This window comes from Photobacterium salinisoli, from assembly GCF_003614885.1.
Lineage (GTDB): Bacteria > Pseudomonadota > Gammaproteobacteria > Enterobacterales > Vibrionaceae > Photobacterium > Photobacterium salinisoli.
In genome coordinates, this window is the sequence record NZ_QZMS01000007.1 from 891926 (window position 1) to 909955 (window position 18030).

Annotated in this window: 14 protein-coding genes; 7 read left to right on the forward strand and 7 right to left on the reverse strand. The window is 46.8% G+C overall.

From position 1 onward, the window contains the following. The first annotated feature begins 176 nt into the window (after positions 1-176). Positions 177-4100, forward strand: coding sequence for an ATP-dependent RNA helicase HrpA (gene hrpA / locus D6M16_RS04720; RefSeq protein ID WP_120510796.1), 3924 nt, complete (start codon positions 177-179; stop codon positions 4098-4100). Positions 4101-4199: 99 nt separating this feature from the next. Here hrpA and D6M16_RS04725 read toward each other — a convergent pair whose 3' ends face one another. After that, complete coding sequence (locus D6M16_RS04725) at positions 4200-4898, reverse strand: DUF2786 domain-containing protein (protein ID WP_120510797.1); 699 nt, start codon at positions 4896-4898, stop codon at positions 4200-4202. Positions 4899-5075: 177 nt separating this feature from the next. Here D6M16_RS04725 and D6M16_RS04730 point away from each other — a divergent pair, with 177 nt between their 5' ends. Next, entirely contained in the window at positions 5076-6050 is a 975-nt protein-coding gene (locus D6M16_RS04730; RefSeq protein WP_120510798.1) for a hypothetical protein, read from the forward strand. Positions 6051-6122: 72 nt separating this feature from the next. Here D6M16_RS04730 and D6M16_RS04735 read toward each other — a convergent pair whose 3' ends face one another. Further along, positions 6123-6584, reverse strand: coding sequence for a DUF411 domain-containing protein (locus D6M16_RS04735; RefSeq protein ID WP_120510799.1), 462 nt, complete (start codon positions 6582-6584; stop codon positions 6123-6125). 775 nt (positions 6585-7359) lie between these two features. Here D6M16_RS04735 and D6M16_RS04740 point away from each other — a divergent pair. The 3 genes from D6M16_RS04740 to D6M16_RS04750 all read left to right on the forward strand — a co-directional run bounded on the left by D6M16_RS04740 (position 7360) and on the right by D6M16_RS04750 (position 10516). Continuing rightward, a complete protein-coding gene (locus D6M16_RS04740) occupies positions 7360-7716 on the forward strand; it encodes a helix-turn-helix domain-containing protein (RefSeq protein WP_027252244.1) in 357 nt (118 codons plus the stop codon). Between the two features lie 96 nt (positions 7717-7812). Beyond that, entirely contained in the window at positions 7813-8733 is a 921-nt protein-coding gene (locus D6M16_RS04745; RefSeq protein ID WP_120510800.1) for a Gfo/Idh/MocA family protein, read from the forward strand. A gap of 232 nt (positions 8734-8965) precedes the next feature. Beyond that, positions 8966-10516 (forward strand): BCCT family transporter, encoded by a 1551-nt coding sequence (locus D6M16_RS04750; protein ID WP_120510801.1) that lies wholly within the window; start codon positions 8966-8968, stop codon positions 10514-10516. 60 nt (positions 10517-10576) lie between these two features. Here the strand turns inward: D6M16_RS04750 and rsgA are convergent, their stop codons facing one another. Further along, positions 10577-11635, reverse strand: a complete 1059-nt coding sequence (gene rsgA / locus D6M16_RS04755; RefSeq protein ID WP_120510802.1) for a ribosome small subunit-dependent GTPase A — start codon at positions 11633-11635, stop codon at positions 10577-10579. 298 nt (positions 11636-11933) lie between these two features. Next, complete coding sequence (locus tag D6M16_RS04760; RefSeq protein ID WP_120510803.1) at positions 11934-12644, reverse strand: DUF3581 domain-containing protein; 711 nt, start codon at positions 12642-12644, stop codon at positions 11934-11936. A gap of 656 nt (positions 12645-13300) precedes the next feature. Between D6M16_RS04760 and D6M16_RS04765 the strand changes: the two genes are divergently transcribed. Continuing rightward, positions 13301-13618 (forward strand): hypothetical protein, encoded by a 318-nt coding sequence (locus D6M16_RS04765; protein ID WP_205576831.1) that lies wholly within the window; start codon positions 13301-13303, stop codon positions 13616-13618. Positions 13619-13621: 3 nt separating this feature from the next. On the opposite strand, the gene D6M16_RS04770 is transcribed toward D6M16_RS04765, so the two are convergent. Together D6M16_RS04770 and D6M16_RS04775 are read right to left on the reverse strand one after the other, a co-directional pair. Beyond that, on the reverse strand, positions 13622-14821 hold the full coding sequence (locus D6M16_RS04770; protein WP_120510805.1) for a transglycosylase SLT domain-containing protein: 1200 nt from the start codon (positions 14819-14821) through the stop codon (positions 13622-13624). A gap of 260 nt (positions 14822-15081) precedes the next feature. Next, positions 15082-15618 carry an outer membrane beta-barrel protein gene (locus tag D6M16_RS04775; RefSeq protein WP_120510806.1) on the reverse strand — a complete coding sequence of 179 codons (537 nt, stop codon included), beginning with the start codon at positions 15616-15618 and terminating at the stop codon, positions 15082-15084. 382 nt (positions 15619-16000) lie between these two features. Between D6M16_RS04775 and cobB the strand changes: the two genes are divergently transcribed. Further along, positions 16001-16720, forward strand: a complete 720-nt coding sequence (gene cobB, locus D6M16_RS04780; protein WP_120510807.1) for a Sir2 family NAD+-dependent deacetylase — start codon at positions 16001-16003, stop codon at positions 16718-16720. 71 nt (positions 16721-16791) lie between these two features. Here the strand turns inward: cobB and D6M16_RS04785 are convergent, their stop codons facing one another. Then, complete coding sequence (locus D6M16_RS04785; protein WP_240435576.1) at positions 16792-17814, reverse strand: extracellular solute-binding protein; 1023 nt, start codon at positions 17812-17814, stop codon at positions 16792-16794. Positions 17815-18030: the final 216 nt, after the last annotated feature.

The following is an 18030-nucleotide window of genomic DNA, read 5'->3' on the forward strand; positions in this document are numbered from 1 at the left end:
TAGTCATACTTTTATCTTTGCAGTGCTCGCAGAAAAAATGCAAGGGATAGTTTTAGCCTGCCTGATGAAAGATAAACTATGTGGTAGAATCGCGGCAGTTTTATGATGAGTTTGTTCAGGTCTTTTGATGATTTGCATTCAGCCTGAACAACTAACTGATACAAGCAGGAAATCACTTGACTCAGTCTACCAAGTCTCCATCTGAGCGGACCGAAGTTCGCAATAATGAAAAAACATTAAAAGCCGCGCTGAATGATTGCCTGATCCGCGATCGTTTCCGTCTGCAGAAAAGAGTGCAGGGCGCCGCGAAGATTAAGAATGAACAGGCTCGCCATGCGGTATTCGATGAAATCGCCATGGATATCGCACGTTCGATGCAAGCGGTCGACATCCGGCGCAGCAATTGTCCTCAGATTACCTATCCTGAGCAGCTGCCTGTCAGTCAGAAGAAAGACGATATTGCCAAGGCAATCAGTGAGCATCAGGTCGTGATTGTCGCCGGTGAAACCGGCTCAGGTAAAACCACTCAGCTCCCTAAAATTTGTCTGGAGTTGGGGCTGGGTACTAAGGGAACCATAGGTCATACACAGCCACGGCGTCTGGCGGCGCGTTCTGTTGCGAACCGTATCGCTGAAGAGCTGGGCTGCGAGATGGGCTCAACAGTCGGTTACAAAGTGCGTTTTAACGATCAGGTTTCAGACAAGACACAAGTCAAGCTGATGACTGACGGGATTTTGCTGGCGGAAATTCAGAACGATAAATATCTGAATCAGTATGACACCATCATTATCGATGAAGCCCACGAGCGAAGCCTGAACATTGATTTCATTCTGGGCTACCTGAAGAACCTGTTGCCGAAACGCCCGGATCTTAAGGTGATCATTACCTCTGCGACTATCGATCCGGAACGCTTTTCAAAACACTTCAACAATGCGCCGATTATCGAGGTTTCTGGCCGAACTTATCCGGTTGAAGTCCGTTACCGTCCGATCATGGATGACAGTGACGATAACGATCGTGATCAGCTCCAGGCCATTTTCGACGCGGTCGATGAACTGTGCGATGAAGGCATGGGCGATATTCTGATCTTCATGAACGGAGAGCGGGAAATTCGCGATACGGCTGATGCCCTGAATAAGCGCAATATCAAACACACTGAAATTGTACCTTTGTACGCCCGTCTGTCAGCCAGTGAACAGAACCGGGTGTTTCAGTCGCACAGTGGCCGGCGCATCGTGCTGTCGACCAACGTGGCTGAAACTTCACTGACAGTACCGGGCATCAAATATGTGATTGACCCGGGTACGGCCCGTATCAGCCGCTACAGCTATCGCACAAAGGTGCAGCGCTTACCGATAGAGCCTGTATCCCAGGCCAGCGCCAATCAGCGTAAAGGCCGTTGTGGCCGGGTGGCGGCAGGTATTTGTATTCGTCTGTATTCAGAGGAAGACTTTCTGTCGCGTCCGGAATTTACCGATCCGGAAATTCTGCGTACTAACTTAGCCTCGGTTATTTTACAGATGACGGCGATTGGCCTTGGTGATATCCAGGCTTTCCCGTTTGTTGAGCCGCCTGACAGCCGTAATATTCAGGACGGTGTACGCCTGCTTGAAGAGCTGGGCGCCATGAATGCCACAGCGACCGACCCGCGTAAGCGCCTGACCGAGATTGGCCGTCAGCTGGCGAAATTGCCAATTGACCCACGCCTGGCCCGTATGGTGCTGGAAGCACCGAAACACGGTGCGCTGCAGGAGGTCATGATCATTGCCTCTGCCTTGTCGATTCAGGACCCACGGGAGCGTCCGACAGACAAACAGCAGGCATCGGATGAGAAACACCGTCGTTTCTATGACAAAGAATCGGATTTCCAGACCTTTGTGAACCTCTGGGAGTACGTGAAAGAACAGCAAAAAACGCTGTCGGCTAACCAATTCCGTAAGCAGTGTAAAGCGGATTACCTGAACTATCTGCGCGTGCGGGAGTGGCAGGATATTTATTTTCAGGTGCATCAGGTTGTGCGCGAGCTGAAGCTGCGTCATAACGACGAACCAGCCGATTATCAGGCAGTGCATACCTCGTTGCTGGCCGGGTTACTGTCGCATATTGGTCAGAAAGATCAGGAGAAGAACGACTATCAGGGCGCGCGCAACGCCAGATTTAACATCTTCCCCGGTTCCGGTATTTTCAAGAAGCAGCCTAAGTGGGTCATGGTGGCCGAACTGGTGGAAACCTCCAAGCTGTGGGGGCGTATTGCCGCTAAGATTCAGCCTGAATGGATCGAACCGCTGGCACCGCATTTGATTAAACGCAGCTACAGTGAACCGCACTGGGAGAAAAAGCAGGCTTCTGTACAGGCCTTTGAGAAAGTCACCCTGTACGGCATTCCGATTGTACCTAAGCGTAAGGTGAATTACGGCAAGATTGATCCTGTGCTCAGTCGAGAAATTTTTATTCGCTCGGCACTGGTCGAAGGTGATTGGGACACAAAACACAAGTTCTTCCATCAAAACCGACAGTTATTGCGGGAAGTGGAAGAGCTTGAGCATAAATCCCGCCGGCGTGACATTCTGATCGACGATGATGCCCTGTATGAGTTCTACGATCAGCGTGTTGAACATACTGTGGTTTCCGGGCGACATTTTGACACCTGGTGGAAAGAGGCTTTCCGGAAAGACAAGGATCTGCTCAATTTTGAGCGTGAGATGCTGCTACGGGGCGATGCGAGTCATGTCACAGAGCTTGATTACCCCAACTTCTGGCATCAGGGAGGCCTAAAACTCAAACTGAGTTACCAGTTTGAGCCGGGTGAAGACACAGATGGTGTTACGGTGCATCTTCCGTTACCTGTATTGAATCAGGTTGAGCCGGATGGTTTTGACTGGCAGATACCGGGGCTGCGTCATGAGCTGGTGGTGGCTTTGATTAAGTCGTTGCCAAAATCGTTGCGACGTAACTTTGTGCCAGCGCCTAATTATGCTGATGCTTTCCTGGCCCGGGTGCAGGCCTTGTCGATGCCTTTGCTGGATGCGCTGGAGAAAGAACTCAAACGTATGACAGGTGTGACTGTACTGCGCGATGACTGGAATCTGGATCAAGTTCCAGAGCACCTGAAGATGACATTCCGCGCTGTGGATCACCGCAACCGGAAACTTCGGGAAAACAAAGATCTGTACGCCCTGAAAGACAGTCTGAAAGAAAAAGTTCAGGAGACCCTGTCTAAGGTTGCCGATGATGACATTGAGCAGGACGGCCTGAAAACCTGGAGCTTTGGCGCATTACCTGAACGTTATCAGCAGAAGCGTGGCGGGTTTGACGTTAAAGCCTATCCGGCCATCATTGATAACAAAGACTCGGTCGGCATCAAGCTGTTTGAAACCGAAGAAGAGCAGCGCACAGCTATGCAGCAAGGTCAGCGTCGTCTGATTTTGCTTAACGTGCCGTCGCCGATCAAATATCTGCATGCTAATCTGCCGAACAAATCAAAGCTGGGTCTGTACTTTAACCCGTATGGGCGGGTTAGGGATTTGATCGATGACTGCATTGCATGTGGTGTGGATAAACTGATTGAAGAAAAGGGCGGCCTGGTTTGGGATGCTGATGGGTTTGAAGCGTTGAAAGAGCACGTTCGGGCCGAGTTGGGCGACACAGTTGTCGATATCGCCAAACAAGTAGAAGCGATTTTGACAACGGCTTTCAATATCAATAAGAAATTGAAAGGGAAAGTCGACTTGAGTATGGCCTTTGCCTTGTCTGATATCAAAGCGCAGATAGAAGGGTTGATCTTTAAAGGGTTTGCCACTGAGTGCAGCTGGCGACGTCTGCCGGATATTTTGCGTTACATGAAGGCAATTGAACGCAGAATGGAAAAACTGCCGATTGACCCGAATAAAGACAGGGTGCATATATTGAAAGTTGAGTCAGTCACCAATGACTACAAAGAGTTACTCAATAAAATCCCTAAAGGTCAGCCGATACCTGAACAGGTCAAGGAGATCCGCTGGATGATAGAGGAATTGCGTGTGAGTTATTTCGCTCAGCAACTAGGTACACCGTACCCTGTCTCTGATAAACGAGTCAGAAATGCCATCGCTTCCTGTTAAAGAAGCCGTTCATTTAAACGTCAATTAAAAAGCACTATCAATTAACAACAGGCGAGTAAATCACTCGCCTGTTGTCATGCGTACTGTTTGTTTGCTCTGTCACTGCTCCAGCAGCTTGGTTGGCTCGTTACGTGTTCCGCCAACAGGCCGGTTAACCGAGATAGAGCGGCCCTTTTTCATGCCTTTCTCATAATCATCCGTCATTGCCTTCATGGCTTCCTGCAATTGTTTTTTGAAGGTTTCACGATCCAGATTTTCAAATTCACGGTCGATGAAATTACTCATGCGTTTGTCATGATCATCGTCGGTGTTCAGCGTCGGCAGTTTTTCCAGCGCGCCTTCTATCCAGCCAGCGAGGAAAGAGGAAACACGGCGGGTGACTTCAGTTGTACTGGCGCCTGTGCCGGCAAAGCTATTACGGAATTGGCCGGTTTGCTGGTTCATTTCGCGGTACACGACATCGAAGGCGAAAGCGGCGAAAATGGCACGCTCGGCCACGCCAATAAACTCAGCCTGTTTGAGCCCCTTGTAATTGGTCAGCACACATTCGACACCAAAGCGGCGGTTGATCCCACGAATGATTTTCAAAATGTGTGAACTGATGTCTGAAGGTAACAGGGTGGCCGATTTTGTTTTGCCCATTTGGATGAATTCAATGTCATCTTGCTCCAGGCCGTACTTGAGCATAAGGCGATGGGCCATTTTGATGGCTTGCGCTGCTTCATTGACGTTGGCCGAGTTACCTAACTCAAGGCATTTGGCTATTTTTTTCAGTGCCTTTCGCTTTTGTTCAGACATCCACACCACTCACATTAAAAAAACGGTCACGTATTTTAGCGTGTTCGCTATCAGGAAGGCAAAATTCTCTGTTGGTATTCTTTTGCGATTATCGGGAAATGAAGCGCTTGCCTTGTACTGATTCTGGTTGAACCGCATAATGAGCCGCACTTTTTGCAAATCAAACCGAGCTAAGTAATGACGATTGTCCAGTCTATTGATGTGCCATTTGAATTTCGCCATACCTGCTGGTTTTGCGGTGAGCCTTACTATGAATCATATGTGTTCCGCCCCGAGCCTGACTACGACAATGATCCGCCGGTCAAAGTACCCTGCTGCGAAGAATGTTATGGCTTTTGTTCCCGAACCAAAGCCAGTGGGCTGGATATACTGCGTGACAGAGTGAAAGGGCGCTTGCACCAGCATTATCAGAAGCATTTACAGATAGGCGCACAATGGACCAGAGAAGAGCTGGAAGACTCTGAACTGGAAGGCAAGGCATTTGAAGGCTTTAAACACAGCGCCTGGATGATGTTTGAAATTGCACGGGACAGAGTCAATTATCCGGGCTGGCCGCTGGCGATTGATGGTCAGCCTGTGGGGCAGCTAAGCAGTGCTTTTCAGGTTGAATATAACGGTATTGTTTACCCGAATATTTCACAGGCGGTTGAGCAGTTGGCGAAAAGTTACGCGATCCCACAGGAATATCTTGAACAAACCTTAGAGCTGGTTGGACGTCAACAGCTAGGGTTTGCCATCCGCTTTTGTAAAACCACCCATGGTTACTCGGAAACTCAGCGTGCCGTCAGCCTGGCCAGTTTGCGTGAGAGACTGCAGGAAGAAGCCGAGTCTGAACAGACAGTCTCGCTCAGTCAGGGCATTGAGGTGGGTATCAAGTATATTGAACCCCAGATATTGTTTCGCACCGAAGTGTCTCCCTATGCGGTGCAATGGGCTTTGCAACACGGCGTGACGACATTGGCGCAGCTGGCAGAAATGGAAGAGGCATTTCTGGCGCATTTCAGCCAGGACTCTGAACTGACGGCTTTCCACTATTTTACTGGGTTGCAGGTTTATCTGGAGAAGAGAGCAGAAGACACTCACTGGGCGCTCACTCAGGATCCTAACCGGCAATGGTTTGCTAAGTTGCTGAAGAAGCGTTCAGAGAGCTAACAAAAAAGGGCCAGATTATCTATCTGGCCCTGATGTTTTACCGTATCTGTAAAGCTATACGTTCATAGCTTTTTATTGCTTCTGAACCTGATTATGGCTGGCCCAGATGACTGTATTGCCGTCTTCATCAAAGGCGACAACGTCATACGGCATTTTCTGATCGTTATAGTCCATGCCAGGCGATCCCATTGGCATACCGGCCACAGCCAGGCCTTTCAGATTGGCGGGTTTCTCCTTCAGGAATCGTTGTACATCTTGCGCAGGCACATGGCCTTCAAAGACATATCCATCAATGACAGCGGTATGGCAAGACGCATACTCAGGTTGTATGCCATTGGCTTGTTTGATTGGATGAAGATTCTTTGCCATGTTCATTTCAATCTCAAAACCATTACTGTTCATGTGCTTTACCCAATCCTTGCAACACCCGCAGGACGGAGACTGGTAATTGGTTCCTTTAATCGTATCGGCAGCTATAGAGGGAAGAGCAGCCAGAAACAGTGAGGCAGTCAGGAGATATTGTGATTTTTTCATCGTTTAACCTTTTATTCATCTGTGATGCTGGGCATGCAGGCTCAGCTATCTTTAATTAAGCAGTTCAAATCGAAAAGCAGTGCTTATCGAAACAGTAACCCGAGCAGGGTATAAGATGGTTTAGCGCTACAGATGAATAGGAGGCCGCAACAGCGTTGAGACCGGTTCGTCCCAGTACCCGGATAAATAGGGATGGTCACTTTGAGTTGATATCATTACAGACGTAACCGGTAACGCGCCGGGAAGAATTAATGTGGTATGGCAGGAAGACTGACAATGCTGCAAGCAATTGGCGTGCTCAATATTGTCCTGACAGAAGATGAGATTTGTTTGGATCACTAGTGAAGCAGCGGTATCGGGACAACAGTCCATCTTTGTCATAACGGTGGGACAATGGTCTGACATGGAACCTGAGTAGAAGGTTGCACTGGCGTTATTGATCGGCAGCAACAGCAGGCACAAGATAAAAGTGATTATCCTGCTCGTTAAAAAAAGTGGCTGGTTAAGCAACTGGATCAGCATGCTGTCGGCGAATGTCATTCCATAATGGTCGATGCCTTTGATTATAACCTCAGCACAAATCGTATTCATAACCAAAATCAAGAAATGGTGAGTTTTCTAACGTGCTGAAAGATAGGGATCTGTCTTGTGCCCAGATTTCATGCGGGTTTGCGAGGTTCGCATTTGGAACAAGCCTAACGTTTTTCTGACATTTCCTGGCAAGGTTTAGGCTTTAATTGCGCTGAGTTGACATTTTTTTGCGCTAGGAACAGGTATGCAATACACAGAAGAAGACAGAAAAGTACTCTATGAAACATGGATGAGCTACAAAGCAAAAATGCGGGTGACACAGATTGAAATGGCCAAGAAGCTTGGAGTAAGTCAGCTGTTTTTCTCTGACATTCTGCGTGGTAATTTACCGCTTGAACATCGTTTTGTCAGTCAGTTCTGTCAGTATATGGGTGTTGATCCTGTACTCACCATTCCTTCCCTGAGGGAGCAGATTGGCAGCAGTCTGCCTAATACAGTCACATTAACAAATACGTATATAGTTGATGGCAATATCAAAAATGTGCGATATAGTGGCAACCAAATCGTTGTTGAATATGAGCACAGCGTGACAACTCACTGATCAGTTCACGTGTTGTTTGCAAATAAACGAATCAGGCCCTTGTCACAGACGAGGGCTTTTTTGTATCGGCCATTTGGGCTTTAACAAGGAGAAATGATGAAGATTGGCATTATTGGCTTAGGGGACATAGCTCGTAAAGCGTATTTGCCCGTGCTTACTCAATGGCCGGATCTTGAGCTGGTATTTTGTACCCGCAATGAAGACATACTTAAGCAACTTGTCCGGACACACAGAATTCAGGAAGCCGTGACAGATTATCGCGAGCTGGTGGCGCTGGGCGTAGACGGTGTGATGATCCACAGTGCGACCGCTTCCCACTTTGAGATAGCGCATTTTTTTCTGAATCAAGGCATTGCCGTTTTCGTTGATAAGCCTCTTACCGATAATTACGAACAGTGTGAGACGCTTTATGAACTGGCTGAAGAAAAACAATGCCCGTTGTTCCTTGGTTTTAATCGCCGATATTTACCACTGATAAAGCCTTATCTGAGCGACGCATCAGTCACTGAGGGTAAGAAACTACTGGGTTTGAAATGGCAAAAACACCGACTGAACCTGCCTGGTGATACCCGAACTTTTGTCTTTGATGATTTCATCCATGCGTTGGACAGCGTGAACCTTTCCGGGCAGGTGAGTGAAAATGACCTGCATATTGTGACTCAGTCTCACCAGGGAAAGCTTGCGCGGTTGGACGTTGAGTGGCAGCTTGATGACGCCATTTATCAGGCATCAATGAACCGGCTCAATGGTGTAACGACGGAACATGTGACGATCAATTATGAGAACCTGACCTGTCATTTTGATTCTCTGGCAACGGGTAAGCAATGGAATCAAGGTCGTGAACAGGCGCTGGCGCTGCCAGACTGGACCCCCATGCTTGATAGCAAAGGGTTTACAGCTATGATTACTCACTGGCTGGATGTGGTGGCGACCGGGAAAATGGACGCCTCGCTGGTAACACGGAACCTCAATTCCCATTATCTTGCTGAAGTCATTTGCCAAAAAGTTAAACCCTAACCTCAATGATCCCCTGAATATAACCAGACCAGACGGTCTGGTTATGAAAAATTAATTCGAGTTCAAACTTTTTCAGAATGCAAGGAAATTCAATGCGGGCATACGCACCTGTTCAATAATTCACCGCTTGCGCCTCTGTGGCTGTTTTTTGTGGTTAATTTGAACAATTGCGTTAGATTTACTGTTTCCAAGCTGGTAATGTGCGTCCCCTCACACAACTGGTGAGAATTTTATGCAAACCTTCGAACGAAATAGTGCTGATAAAATGGTTTCAGCTCTAACCATTGGTTTCCTCAGTCTGTTCCTGATTGCTGCGCTGGTAGACCTGTCATGGGTATCTTCTTCCATCCAATCCCTTTTTGCGCTTTCAACCGCTAACTTTGGTTACTTTTGGCAATGGCTGATGGTACTGAACTTTATTCTTGCACTGTGTCTGGCTCTTTCGCCTCTGGGTAAAATAAAGCTCGGTAATTCAAAGCGACCTGAAATCGGTCAGTTTCGCTGGACCGCCATGATCATGTGTACTCTGCTTGCAGGTGGCGGTGTATTCTGGTCGGCAGCTGAACCTATTTACCACTTCGTTACCACACCGCCAGCTTTTGATGGCCTGGCGGCGCGACAGCCTGAAACGGTTGCCCCGGCGCTGAGCCAAAGCTTTTTACACTGGGGATTTCTGGCCTGGGCGGTGCTGGGCACCTTGGCAACAATTGTGCTGATGTATGCGCATCATCAGAAAGGGATCAAGCTCAGACCAAGAGCCTTGTTGTATCCGCTGGTGGGTGATCGACTGGAAAATCACTGGCTGGGGTCGGTGATTGATGCAAGCTCAATACTTGCCGTCGCCGCAGGCACAATCGGTCCGATAGGCTTTTTAGCCTCACAGTTGGGTTACAGCTTGCATGTTGTCGCAGGGCTGGATAACTCGGCACTGACTCAGATCGGTTTACTGGCGGTAGTGGTTACCATTTATTCTTTATCCGCAGCGACAGGGATGGATAAAGGACTGCAGTGGCTGAGCCGCTTTAATGTCATCGTTGCCGTATTGCTGCTGGCGGTGATGTTACTGCTGGGGCCAACGGGTTTCATCTTCGACAAGTTTGCCGAAGCGATGACTGTGTATATTCAGCATTTTCCTGCAATGAGCCTGACAAATGCCTCTCCGGATTGGAACGCTTGGTGGACATGGTTCTTTTGGGGATGGTTCATTGGCTTCGCGCCTATGATGGCAATCTTCATAGCACGGATCACGGTTGGTCGCAGTATTCGGGAGCTGGTTATCACAGTGGCTATCGGTGCGCCTCTGGTGACCCATTTCTGGTTTACGGTACTGGGTGGTTCAGGTATTTATTTTGAACTGACACAGCCAGGCGTTATTTCAGAACCACTCAGCGAAGGGGGCTTGCCCGCCGTATTGCTGGCAACGCTTTCTCAGTTGCCTTTCAGTGAGTGGCTCATCCCGGCATTTCTTGTGCTGACGACAACGTTTGTTGTCACAACCGGGGACTCTATGGCTTATGCTATTGCCATGGTGACCTCAGGTAAAAATGAACCGGGTAGAGGGCATCGCTTGTTCTGGGCGATCGCAATGGGTGCTGTTGCCGCAGTTTTACTGCTGGCTGGTGACGGGGGACTGAATGCCCTGCAGTCTTTCATTGTAATTACGGCTGTACCTGTTTCAGTGCTTATGATCTTCACATTGGTCACTGGTCCGCTAGCCGCCTTCAGGCTTCGCCGGGAAACAGATGCAGCTTCACATGAAAGTTCGCTGATGACTGAGCAGTAAGCCTGTTTTACTCCGATAAAACGCCCTCATTTTAGAGGGCGTTGTTGTTTTCGTTGCTTGTTACTCCCGGTTTTTATGCTTCCGGTTCGTGCTTTGTATCGTACGATACATGCGGCCCAGCTGTTTTGACTTGGCCCGTTTCTCTGCAATGCTGGCAGTATTGAAGCTCACTTCGCGGTTCAGCTTGAGATAATTACGCAATCTGCGCTCTTCAAGTTCGCCCGATTCAATGGCAGCCAATACGGCGCAGCCTGGCTCATACTGATGAGCACAGTCGCCGAACCGGCATTCCTCTGCCAGAGTTTCTATATCCGCGAAAGTCGTTGCCAGACCTTCACTGCAGTCGGCCAACTGGAGTTCACGCATCCCTGGCGTGTCCAGCAGAAGACCTCCATCTGGCATGAGGTGCAGAGATCTTGCGGTCGTGGTATGTCTGCCTTTACTGTCATCTTCTCTGATACTGGCGGTTTGCTGTGTGTCAGTGGCAAGCAAGGTATTGACCAGGGTGGATTTTCCCGCCCCTGATGAGCCCAGGAAAGCAACTGTTTTACCGGTTCTGCACCAAGGTGCCAGTTTGGCGACACTGTCTCTGTCTAATCCATTCACGTACTCAACCAATAACATGTTATCGATGTGACGAACCTGTTCGACGAATAGGGAAGGATCGTCAACACAGTCGGCCTTAGACAGAACAATAACCGGCTCAACGCCAGACTGGTACGCAAGCGCCAGATATCGCTCTATACGACTGAGATTAAAATCCTGGTTCAGTGAGCAGGTGATAAAAACGGTATCGACATTGCTGGCAATGAGCTGCTCTTCAATTTTGCTGCCTGCGGCTTTTCGCCAGAAGTGAGAAAAACGCTCCAGCAGACGGACAAAATGGTCTTTATCAGACAGTAATATCCAATCTCCGACAGCGAGCTCAGGCATATTAGGCAGTACAGGTATAGACAAGTGACCGTGCTGTGAGAAAACGTCCAGTCGGTTTCTGTGCAAAGCACATACCCGGGCTGGTTTCATTTGATCCCACTCGTCGAGAGACAGTTGTTGTTGAAAATAAGGTTTCCAACCAAGTTCTTGTAAAGAATACGTTGGCGTAGAAATCGTTGTTGTCATGATGCGTTTACCCCTGACGCGGCGCAGGCGTCATTCTCTGAAATGGTAAAATTCAGGGGCAATATGTCCCCGGTTATTCAGAACCGGGCAATAGAAAAGGGAAGGGCAGAAGCGGGGGAGTGTGTCCTGTTATCTCTTTCGCTTACTGATGCTTTGCCTGTTTCTGTGCCCAGTGAGTTGTTAAAACAATCATCTTGTATCCTCCAAAGTAATAAATAGGTGTTAAGTGCCTGAAATGTAGCAGGCGGAGTAAAATGTGTCCAGAAACGGTTTGAGGTTTCCAGACACATTTAGCGGATTATGCGGCCTGATAAGCTTCTTTTCTGGCGTTAAAGCGGGCGACCAGATCGTCAATATCGTTCTGGCAATATGGCTTGAGGCCGCTCATCAGCATACGCTTACGGCCTTCACCTACGACTTCACCGTGTTCTGTAAAGCTGAATGCCAGCGTTACACTGCCACGCTTACCGTCAGATTCAAGAATGGAATCAGTCAGTTCAACGGTTGGTGCGTCAAGGTCCAGCCGACTGAACTCCAGCTCCATACTTTCATAGATAACCAGCGGGCGAGCAGGGTTAATCATCACCTGCTTGGATTCCATTAAAGGCACCATGATGTGCGGGAAGTTCTTTCCGGAAAACTGCACATAATTTTTGGTAACCGTCTCAATAAGACTGGCATTATGGGTGATTTCACCTTCGCGAAGGACGTGAAGGTATTCTTTGCCTTTTTCATCGACGAGTGACAGGTCGTTCGATGATTTTGTGTTGATAGCCAGAGCTACGCCATCGGTGATCATACCGGCAAATTCCACACGCATTTTCTGGCTAAGCCCTGTTTTTGCTAGCATGACAGAAAAGAGGAGATCACCCGGAACGCAAAAGCGTTTGCTATCGGCATCGTGGATTGGGTTGAAATCGCCAGCGACTTTCTTGGCAAAATGGCTGGCTTGTTCGCGGGTAAATGTATAAGCACCATTATGCTCGGCGAAGTAAGAATCTAAAAACATTGAGTTGGAACTACCTTAGATCATCGTAATCCTGATAGTTTACCTGATATCAATCGAGTAAATGGTCTAGCCAGCTGAAAATGTGGCAGAACACTGAATTGCTTCAGAGGCGAATATAAAAGTGATGCAACAAATCACATAGTGGGGTATCATCCGAGACCTTTGAGCTGTAAACAGCTCTGCAGAAACACTAATCTGTGCGTGTAGAAGAGCCAGATATTATAAGCGGTATGGAAACTGCATGCTAATGGGTACTCTGTCAGTATTGCTGGCTGAGTACCCTAATTTTATGTTACGTGCGATATGCAACTATCAGAGCTTAAAGGATCATTAACAGGAGTCCTGCAGCTAATATAAAGCCAGCAACGGTTGCTGTTCTACCGATAAGACCCCAGTTGCTTGGTACGATCATCTCATCATGATGCATAAATACTCCCTCTAGATTACCTTTTGCTACGGTTATGACCCTTTAGTTATCACGTTAAAGGTTCTTTCTTTAATATCAGTATAGTGTGTTTTAACACTTAGACTGAAAATGAAGATATAAAGCGAAAAAAATTCACATTGGAAAATGATACTAAGATAGTTATTCGGTGACGAAATACATAGCTATACTCATAAAAAACAAGATAAAAACATTCATTTGTGGTGAATTAATGACAAGCGTATTCTTAGCTGTAGGTGCAATCATTCAGGTAGTAGCTATTTATGTTGCATTTTTTACTCAATGGCCGGGGCATTTGTATTTAGCCACTATTCTGATGGTGTTGGCATTGGCAAGCCTGATGGCTATTCGTAGCCTTATTGCTCCGGTTTGTTTACTGGCTGGGGTGATTGTAGGTCTGGCACTCTCACATAATCAGACCGACGTAAAATTGTTAATCAATATGGGTGAGGTGATAAAGTTAGCCGCTCAGCCTGACTGGGAAATTAAGCAAGCCTGGCAATTTGTCAATGGCAGAGCGCCGGAGTAAATGTTATTTAACAGGAATAAGCAATAGCTGGCCGGCATGTATTTTATTATTCACTAATTGGTTAGCTTGTCTTATATCACTGATTGATGTGTTATTTAATGTAGCTATCCGATATAAAGAATCGCCAGGTTCAATATAGCGAACACTGTATTTGTTTTTGACATAGTGTAAGGTTTCTGGCTGTTGATAAAAGTAATTGAGCTGTTTTTTAGGTATGAGTAGCTGACTCTGTTCCTGCCTTAATGTTAACCCTGAGGAGTACCCCGGGTTAAGCTGATACAGTGCTTTTCCGCTCAGGCCTGCATCATTGGCAATCTGAGCAAGGGGCATTTGCTGTGTTATCGTCACGGATGTCAATACAGGGCTGTTGGGTATGTATACCAAAGGAAGAGAGCTATGACTTTCTTCTTTGATTATCTGGCTTAATGCCAGCAGTTTAGGGACATAGTGCTCTGTTTCCCGTGGTAATGCTAACGACCAGAAATCAGTGGGTTTACCCAGCGCTTTGTTGGCTTTGATTGCCTTGCGAACTCTGCTTTCACCGGAATTATAGGCGGCAATCGCATGTAGCCAGTTGCCATTAAACTTATGATAAAGATACTCCAGCAAATCAAATGCAGCCTGAGTCGATGCAATAATATCAAGCCTGCCATCGTATCCAGGCTGAAATTGCAATCCGAATGATTTACCTGTTGGTTTTGTAATTTGCCACAATCCTGCTGCACCTTGCTGTGAATAGGCATAGGGGTCAAATGCACTTTCTATGAAAGGTAATAAAACAAGCTCGATAGGCAGATCACGAGATTGGGCATTTTGGTATATGTAATAAAGAAAGGGCTGAGCACGTTTTGATACTGTCTTGAGGTGTAATGGACGGCTCAGATACCACTGTTTATAGTTACGTACTCTTTGGTTGTTGGGTATCGGCAGAGCGCTTTCTTTTGCGAGTATTTGCCAGAGACTCTCTTCTTTAGTCATTGATAGCTCAGTTAAGGGAGGAGGCGAATAACCGGAAGGTAAGCCTGTCGCCAGATAGCGACCATCAATGGTATCTTCAGGAATGGGGCATCGCTGGCTTTTACTCGCGGCAAGTAGTAATGCTTTTTGCAAGACTTGATCGTGCGTGTCATTGGTAACAGACGTGGATCCGCATCCTGCCAGAAACTGGAATGATAAAACTAACAACGGGTAAGCGTTTCTCATAATCGGCCTGCTAACCTTAGCTTGATCGAACCCAGCAACACATTTTTATTGTATTTTTTTAAGGTATAGCAAGACTGATTTGTTTAACGTGTCTGGTTTTTGATACAGTGCCTGAAAAATAGTGTGGTGGTAATTGAAAATATTCGATTGATGGGGCGAGTTGTAGAATGTGAGCTTGAAGCCGAACAATAACGCGGAAACGTTGTAACGTGCGGAAATTACAACGCCACATTGCTGCGGCGTTGTATGGTAAGGAGCTGTCAGAAGTAGAATCTGGTACCAAAAATGAACCGTGTAAAGCTATCTTCAACACCATCTTTCGTGACGCTGATGTCGTCGGTTGCGATGTTATAGTTTACTTCGGCACTGATGGCAACATGCGGATTGATGAAGTATTTCACACCACCTGCGATTTTAATATTCAAAGCAGTGACATCTTCTATATCAAAATCAATGTCATCGTCTTCATCTGCCGAGAGGTTAGCGAGCTGAGCAGCAGCGCCAAGGTAAGGAACCCAGTTGCTGTCATTTGTGAAGTTGTATTCTGTAAACATACCAAGCTGGAAGGTTTTGGTGCTGTCACTCATGTTCACATCCAAAACACCGCCGATTTCCCAGTCATCTTTCACGAAATAACCGTAGGTGGTATTCAAAAGGAATAAATAATCATCTACATAATCAAAATCCATACTACCTTGTAAGCCGAATTCTTGCGTACCTTGTTCCAGAGTTACGGCAAGTGCAGCCGGGCTAGCTAACAGTGTTGTTACTAATAATGCCAATGCTTTTTGCTTCATTTCTATCACTCCATTGTTTTTGTGATACAGGAGAAGCATAGACGAGACTATAGAATGTTGCCTAAATACTTCAAAGTTTTCATCATGTTTCACAAAGATACATAAACTATTTTATTAATAGTTCTGATATTAAAATGCAGAGATTCGCCTGATGACAAAACAACATGTCGTGCAAAGGGAATCATCCTTCATATTCTTATTTACAAGATTAATGGTATTATTTAATGCACTATAACTTTATGTATGGCAGACTTTATATCAATCACTCTTCAACCAATACTCGTACGAGATACACTTACGACTATTGTCTGACAAAGTAAGAGTTATATTGCTGTCCGGTCGATGGTATAACTGTGGTAAACGTTAACAAGGGCAAGGAAAGATGCATTTTCCCTATCGAAATATAGTGATACTCACTGGGGCCGGGATATCAGCCGAGTCGGGGATCAAAACCTTTCGTGACCAGGATGGACTGTGGGAAAACCACCGCATTGAGGATGTCGCAACACCGGAAGGGTTCAAAAGAGATCCTGTTCTGGTGCAATCCTTCTACAATCAGCGTCGCCAACAGTTAGAAAGCGGGACTGTCCAACCTAATGCTGCACATTATGCGCTGTCGCGGTTGGAAAATGAACTCGACGGCACGGTGACAGTAATCACACAGAACATAGACAATTTACATGAGAAAGCGGGTAGCCATAATGTTATTCATATGCATGGTGAGCTACTTAAAGCGCAGTGCAGTCAAAGTGGTCAGACCATCGGGTGGAGCGGTGATATCTCACTGGATGACAGTTGTCACTGTTGCCAGATTCCAGCACCACTAAGGCCAAATGTTGTCTGGTTCGGAGAAATGCCACAATCAATGGATAAGATTTATTCTGCGCTGGTTGAAGCCGATCTTTTCATTGCTATCGGTACATCCGGATCAGTGTACCCTGCGGCTGGCTTTGTACATGAGGCGGCAATGCACGGAGCACACACTTTAGAGCTCAACTTAGAACCCAGTATCGTAGAGAGCGAATTTGACGAAAAGCGCTATGGGCCTGCGTCAAAAATTGTTCCTGAGCTGGTTGAAGAGTTGTTAACACCTGCAGATTAGAACAATGTCGTTATTCAGTGTCGCTGAAGTCGGTAATAATAAGGCGTCTGTTGGACGCCTTATTTAAGTATTTACTGGCCGGCTTTTAGCTTTTGGTAATACTCTTCATACAGTGATACTGCATCACCGACACTGTTTTGCCACTCACCAGCATCCATTACGGCTTGTGGTGGGTAGATGCTCGGGTCATCCACAAATGATTTTGGCAGTTTATCTTTGGCTGTTGCAACAGGGGTTGGGTAACCAATTTCCAAAGCAACTATTGCTGCGTTTTCTGGTTTGAGCAAAAAGTCGATCATCTTATGCGCGGCCTCAACATTTTTCGCACCGGCTGGGATCGCCAGGCTGTCCATCCAGAAAATGGCACCTTCTTTAGGCCAGACAATATCAATAGAGGCACCTTCCTGGCGTGCCATGTAGGCAGAACCGTTCCATAACATGCCCAAGGCGGTTTCTCCGGCCATGTAAGGGTTAGCAGGGTAGTCTGAGTTAAAGACCAGCACGTTAGGCATCAGCTTTTTCAGTTCTTCATAAGCGGCTTTAATTTCGTCAGGATTTTCAGTGTTAGCTGAGTAACCCAACTTACGTAATGCGATGTGGAAGAACTCACGCGCATCATCCATCATCATCAGTTGGCCTTGCCATTTGCTGTCCCAGAAGTCACTCCAGCCAGTGATCTCTTTGGCATTAACCAGATCTGTATTCACGCCAATACCTGTAGCGCCCCAAATGTATGGAATAGAGTAGTCATTGCTTGGGTCGAAAGGCTTATTCAAAAAGTTAGGGTCGAGGTCTTTAAAATGCGACAGCTTAGATTTATCGATTTTCTTCAGCATATTCTCGTCACGCATTTTAGCTACGTAATATGTAGAAGGCACGACCAGATCGTAACCTGAACCGTAGGTCTTCAACTTGGCGTACATCGTCTCATTCGACTCATAAGTTGAATAGATGACTTTGATACCGGTTTCTTTGGTAAACGCTTCCAGCACACTGGCTGGGATATACTCAGACCAGTTGTAGAAATACAGCTCTTCGTCTGCAGCCAGTGCTGAATGTGATGCCAGCGACATGGTAAACAGACCGCCGGCCATGATTGAAGACCATTTTTTCATTGAGTTACTCCTAACTTCAGAAGCCCTACATAGCATTCTGGTAGCTATAGCAATGCCCACCTCTCTTGCGGACAGGGTGTGTCATTTCAGATGACAAAACATGTCAGAATGAGATATTAACCCATTACTAACGTATGGAATTCATTAAAGAATCAGTGGGAGAGTATAGCAGAGGGGATAAGAAAAAAGGCAACC